This is a genomic window from Acidovorax sp. SRB_24 (assembly GCF_012931925.1).
In genome coordinates this window covers 1-5041 of record NZ_MWOM01000009.1, presented here as the reverse complement: position 1 = coordinate 5041, position 5041 = coordinate 1, and the positions used below count along the sequence as shown (strand labels likewise).

Genomic DNA, 5041 nt, shown 5'->3' with positions numbered 1-5041 from the left:
GCCAGGGCGCAGGCGCGGTGCGGCCTCAGCGGCGCAGCAGCGGGTCGCCGGTCAGCACCGGCGCATCGGGCAGTTCATTGGGTGCGCGCGCGCTGCCGCGCGGCGCGGGGAAGTGTTCTTCGAGCAGCGCGCTCACGCGCGCGAGGGCCTCGGTGAGGCCTTCGTCATAGCGCTGCCCCTGGAACGCCTGGCCCATGCCGGCCACCAGGCCCTCCCAGGTCGCCTGGGGCACGGCGCGCGCGAGCCCCCGGTCGGCCACGACCTCGATCGCGTGGTCGGCCAGCAGCAGGTAGATCAGCACGCCGTTGTTGTGCTCGGTGTCCCACACGCGCAGCTTGCCGAACAGCGAGACGGCGCGTTCACGCGCTGGCGCCCCACGCCAGAGGTAGGCCACGGGCAGGCCGGCTTCGACGCAGATGCGCACCTGGCCAGTGTGGCGCTGCTCGCTGGCGGCGACTTGGCGCGTGAGCTGCTCGATCAGCGGGGGCGGCACGGCCTGGCGCAGGCGGCCTTCGGCCCAGCGGTGGCGCAGCAGGCGCGCGATTCGTTGCATCCAGCCCATGCTCACCACCCCCCGGAGGCGCCGCCGCCCCCAAAACTGCCACCGCCGCCGGAGCTGAACCCGCCGCCCCGGCCGCCGCCCCATCCTCCGCCGCCCCCGCCGCCCCCGCCGCCCCCGCCGCCCCATCCACCGCCGCCGATGAAGGGGCCACCGCCGCGGCCCCGGCCGTTCGACAGCAGCGTGAGCAGCAAGGCCAGCACACCCGCGCCACCGGCGAGCAGCGCACTGGCGGTGAGCAGGTAGGCCAGGGTGCCGGTGCCGCCGCCCATCAGCACCGCACCGAAGCGGTTGCCAAAGATGCGGCGCACGACCGGTCCGATGAGCACCACGCCGAAGAACAGGAAGATCGCCAGTTCGGTCCAGTCGATGCCCTGGCCGCGCGCCTGCGGGGTGCGCGCCGTGGGGGCCGGCAGCGCTTCACCGGCGATGCGCGCGCCGATCTGGTCGAGTGCGGCGCCGATGCCGCCCGCGTAATCGTTCTCGCGAAAGCGCGGCGCCATCGCCTGGTCGATGATGCGCGCGGCCGCCAGATCGGGCACCGCGCCCTCGAGCGCGCGCGCCACTTCGATGCGCATGCGCCGGTCGTTCTTGGCCACGACCACGAGCAAACCGTCGCCGACCTCGCGGCGGCCGATCTTCCACTCGCTGGCCACGCGGTGGGCGTAGGCCGCGATGTCTTCGGGTGCCGTGCTCGGCACCATCAGCACCACCACCTGCGAACCCGATTTTTCTTCGAGGCCCTGCAGCCGCGTTTCCAGCGCCTGGCGTTCGCTGGCGCTCAAGGTCTGGGTCTGGTCGATCACGCGCGCCGTGAGCGCGGGCACCGGGAGCAGCTCTTGTGCGCCTGCGCCCAAGGGCCAGACAGCTACTAAAAAGAGAGCTAATAACGCACGACAGTAAAGGTCTAGAGCCATATTTGACTCTTGTTTCTTACTTGGCGGTCGCCGGCGCGGGGGCAGAGAAGTCGACCGTGGGCGGCACCGAAATCTGGGCTTCGTTCTGCACCGTGAAGGTGGGTTTGGGCGCGTAGCCCATGACCTTGCCGGTGAGGTTGGTGGGGAAGCTGCGGGCCAGCACGTTGTACTCCTGCACCGTCTTGATGTAGTTGTTGCGCGCCACCGTGATGCGGTTCTCGGTGCCCTCCAGCGTCACGCGCAGATCGCGAAACGCCTGGTTGGCCTGCAGCTGCGGGTAGCGTTCGGAGACCGCCATCAGGCGCGAGAGCGCGCCCGAGAGTTCCCCCTGGGCCTGCTGGAACTTGTTGAACGCCTCGGGGTTGTTGAGCAGCTCGGGCGTCGCCTGGATCGACGTGGCCTTGGCGCGCGCCTCGATCACCTTGGTGAGCGTGTCCTGCTCGAACCGGGCCTCACCCTTGACCGAGGCGACGATGTTGGGCACCAGGTCGGCGCGGCGCTGGTACTGGTTGAGCACCTCGCTCCAGGCGGATTTCGATTGCTCGTCGAGCCGCTGGAAGTCGTTGTAGCCACAGCCCGACAGGGCGAGCGCGGTGGCGATCAGGGCAAGAAAACGCTTCATGGTGGTGGGCGCCGGGGCAGGAAGAGGGCGGGAGTGCCATGGCCACGGGCGCGCTGAAATTGTGCCGCAAACCCCCGCACACCGGTCGGCGCGCGAAGGTTGACAATGGTCTGGCGCGGAGGGCCGCAGCGGCGCTGCCCGCACCGTCGAGCTGGTGGGCTTCCAAAAAACTGGCTAAAAATGGCTGCAACCCTTTACAGATAAACGCATGCTGCTATGGACTATGTAGCGCCCCGGTGGTTGCCTGGCGGCCAGCTGCAAACCATCTGGCCTGCGGTGGCGGCGCGGCGCGTGTTCGGCGCTCCGCCCCCCTACCGGCGCGAGCGCTGGACGGCGCCCGACGGCGACTTCATCGATGTGGACTTCCTCGACGACGGTGTCGCCGCCGAGGTGCCGCGGCCGCTGCTGGTGCTGTTCCATGGGCTCGAGGGCTCGTCGCGCAGCCATTACGCCGAAGCCTTTGCCGACATGGCGCGCGAGCGTGGCTGGGCCTGCGCGCTGCCGCACTTCCGCGGCTGCAGCGGCGAGGTCAACCTCGCGCCCCGCGCCTACCACTCGGGCGACCACGCCGAAGTGGCCTGGATTCTGCAGCGCTTGCGCGCCGCGCACCGCGGACCGCTGCTGGCCGTGGGCATCTCGCTGGGGGGCAATGTTCTGCTGCGCTGGGCCGGCGAGGCCGGCGCGTGCGCGCGTGTCGGTGCCGATGCCGTGGTGGCGGTCTGCTCGCCGCTGGACCTGGCGGCGGCCGGCCGCGCCATGGGGCGGGGCTTCAACCGGCAGGTCTACACCCGCATGTTCCTGCGCACCATGGTGCCCAAGGCGCTGCAAAAATGGGCCCAGCACCCGGGCCTGTTCGACCGCCGCGCGCTGCTCGCCGCCCAGGATTTGTACGCCTTCGACAATGTGTTCACCGCGCCGCTGCACGGTTTCCGGAACACCGACGACTACTGGCGCCGCGCCTCGGCCAAGCCCTTCCTCAGAGGCATCTGCATTCCCGCGCTGGCGATCAACGCGCTCAACGACCCGTTCGTGCCCGCCGCGAGCCTTCCGGGTCCAGCCGACGTCAGCCCCTGCGTACGCCTGTGGCAGCCCCGGGAAGGCGGCCATGTCGGGTTTGCCCAGGGGCGCCTGCCCGGGCATGTGCGCGCGCTGCCCGACGTGGTGGGCTGCTGGCTGGCGGCCTTGCTGACCGTGGCGGCGGCACCGTCGGGTGCAGAATCGGGCCATGGATGACATCGTTCAACAGGCCATGGCGAAATGGCCCAACGTGCCCCACTGCCATGGCTGGCTCGGCCTGGACGCGCGAGGACGCTGGTACCTGCGCGACGACGCGGTGCAGGCGCGTGGCGCGTTTGCGCAGAGCAAGGGCGCGCTGCTGCAGCACGACAAGCTGATCGCCTTCATCGCGCGCAACTACGAAGCCGACGCCCACGGGCAGTGGTTCTTCCAGAATGGGCCGCAACGGGTCTATGTCGAGCTGGAGTGCACGCCCTGGATCTGGCGCATCGGGCCCGATGGCCTGGGCCTGATCTCCCACACCGGCCGCGCGGCCCGTGCCACGGCCTGCCTGTGGGACGAAGAGGGGCGGGCGTATCTGGCCAGCGAGATGGGCCTGGGCCTGGTGCACACGCTCGATGTGCCGCAGGTGGCGGAGGCCCTGGAGCGCGGCGACTGGCTGGCCGAGCCCGTGCAGTCCAGCCACCTGCCCGCGCGATACGGCTTTGTGCGCAGTCCCGCGGCGCGCGCCGGCAGCCCGCACCCCTGAACGGGCCGCGCGCGCGGCAGGGGCGAAAAAAAGCCGACCTCTGCAGGGGTCGGCCGGGGGGGGGGCGCGAAGCCCCTGGCGTGCGCCTTATTTGGCGGCGGCGGCCATGTAATCCACGGCGGCGTGGATCTCGGCGTCCGACGCGCTGGTGCCGCCACGCGGGGGCATGGCGCCCTTGCCCTTGAGGGCGATGGCATACATCGTCTCCATGCCTTCCTGGATGCGGGGCGCCCAGGCGGCCTTGTCGCCAAACTTGGGGGCGCCGGCCACGCCAGCGGCATGGCAGACCTGGCAGGCCTGCTTGTAGAGGGCTTCGCCCGCAGCGCTGGCGCCAGGGGCGGCTGCCACGGTGGCGGTCGCTGCAACGGGCGCCGCAGCCTGCGGGGCGGCAGCAGCGGCGATGGGCGCAGCGGTAACGGGCGCGGCTGCTGGTGCAGCGGTGGGTGCGGCAGCGGCGCCCGCGGGTGCGGCGGGTTCTGCGAACTTGGCGCCGGCGGCGTTGGCCATGTAGGCCACCGCGCGGCCGATTTCGGTGTCGTTGAAGTCCCCGCCACCTTGTGGGGCCATGGCGCCCTTGCCTGCGAGCGCCGAATGCACCAGTGCGTCAAACCCGGTCTGGATGCGCGGGGCCCAAGCCGATGCATCGCCCAGCTTGGGCGCGCCAGCGGCGCCGGTGGTGTGGCAGGCCGCGCACTGGGCCTTGAAGACGTCCTCGCCGTTCTTGAGCGCGCGGTTGGCATCGCGGATTTCGACCATGCCCACCTTCTGGATGCGCTCGGCCACGGCCTTTTCGGGGTTGGCGGCGCCCAGCGCAGGCTTGTTGGCCGAGGTGACGTAATACACCAGTGCGATGATGGCGAAAATGGGAATCACAAACGCGAAAAGAACGGCCGCGAGCAGTTGCTTGGGATTCTTGATGGGGCCGGTGTGGGCTTCTTCGGAGTGGTGGGCGCTCATGACTTCCTCGGAAATGTCAGTGTGTGGGGCTTGAAATCAGCCAGGAATTATATGGGTCGGATGTAGGGCACGCGCCGCGTGCGCACCGATGGGCCCGGGCAAGTCAAAATCAGCCGCCTGCTGGCGTGCAATAATGGATGGCTGCACCAGCAATGCGCCAACAGCCCGCCAAAGTGGTGGCGCAAAGATGGCCGAATGCGTGTCCGTTCGGCGATAGGTGC

Annotated in this window: 7 protein-coding genes; 2 read left to right on the top strand and 5 right to left on the bottom strand. The window is 70.1% G+C overall.

Annotated features, from left to right (window positions below; genetic code table 11):
- Positions 1-25: 25 nt before the first annotated feature.
- From B2J89_RS04675 to B2J89_RS04665, 3 genes are read right to left on the bottom strand one after another with little or no spacing between them, the layout of a single operon-like run.
- Positions 26-562: a TPM domain-containing protein gene (locus B2J89_RS04675; protein WP_169168072.1), complete on the bottom strand. Its 537-nt coding sequence runs from the start codon at positions 560-562 to the stop codon at positions 26-28.
- Positions 563-564: 2 nt separating this feature from the next.
- On the bottom strand, positions 565-1476 hold the full coding sequence (locus B2J89_RS04670; RefSeq protein WP_169168071.1) for a YgcG family protein: 912 nt from the start codon (positions 1474-1476) through the stop codon (positions 565-567).
- A gap of 16 nt (positions 1477-1492) precedes the next feature.
- Positions 1493-2098, bottom strand: coding sequence for a LemA family protein (locus B2J89_RS04665; protein ID WP_169168070.1), 606 nt, complete (start codon positions 2096-2098; stop codon positions 1493-1495).
- Positions 2099-2314: 216 nt separating this feature from the next.
- On the opposite strand from B2J89_RS04665, the gene B2J89_RS04660 reads away from it, so the two are divergent.
- On the top strand, positions 2315-3331 hold the full coding sequence (locus tag B2J89_RS04660; protein WP_169168069.1) for a YheT family hydrolase: 1017 nt from the start codon (positions 2315-2317) through the stop codon (positions 3329-3331).
- Positions 3324-3863 carry a DUF2946 family protein gene (locus B2J89_RS04655; RefSeq protein ID WP_169168068.1) on the top strand — a complete coding sequence of 180 codons (540 nt, stop codon included), beginning with the start codon at positions 3324-3326 and terminating at the stop codon, positions 3861-3863. Before B2J89_RS04660 ends, B2J89_RS04655 begins: the two co-directional genes overlap by 8 nt.
- An 87-nt stretch (positions 3864-3950) precedes the next feature.
- Here the strand turns inward: B2J89_RS04655 and B2J89_RS04650 are convergent, their stop codons facing one another.
- Both B2J89_RS04650 and B2J89_RS22475 read right to left on the bottom strand, forming a co-directional pair.
- A complete protein-coding gene (locus B2J89_RS04650; protein WP_169168067.1) occupies positions 3951-4820 on the bottom strand; it encodes a cytochrome c5 family protein in 870 nt (289 codons plus the stop codon).
- A 36-nt stretch (positions 4821-4856) separates the two neighbouring features.
- The coding region (locus B2J89_RS22475; RefSeq protein WP_205763705.1) for a hypothetical protein at positions 4857-5041 on the bottom strand (185 nt) is incomplete at its 5' end.

What these genes read in the sequence shown, in the direction of transcription:
- B2J89_RS04675 (WP_169168072.1), bottom strand. Translation starts at nt 562, where the DNA reads ATGGGCTGGATGCAACGAATCGCGCGCCTGCTGCGCCACCGCTGGGCC.
- B2J89_RS04670 (WP_169168071.1), bottom strand. Translation starts at nt 1,476, where the DNA reads ATGGCTCTAGACCTTTACTGTCGTGCGTTATTAGCTCTCTTTTTAGTA.
- B2J89_RS04665 (WP_169168070.1), bottom strand. Translation starts at nt 2,098, where the DNA reads ATGAAGCGTTTTCTTGCCCTGATCGCCACCGCGCTCGCCCTGTCGGGC.
- B2J89_RS04660 (WP_169168069.1), top strand. Translation starts at nt 2,315, where the DNA reads ATGGACTATGTAGCGCCCCGGTGGTTGCCTGGCGGCCAGCTGCAAACC.
- B2J89_RS04655 (WP_169168068.1), top strand. Translation starts at nt 3,324, where the DNA reads ATGGATGACATCGTTCAACAGGCCATGGCGAAATGGCCCAACGTGCCC.
- B2J89_RS04650 (WP_169168067.1), bottom strand. Translation starts at nt 4,820, where the DNA reads ATGAGCGCCCACCACTCCGAAGAAGCCCACACCGGCCCCATCAAGAAT.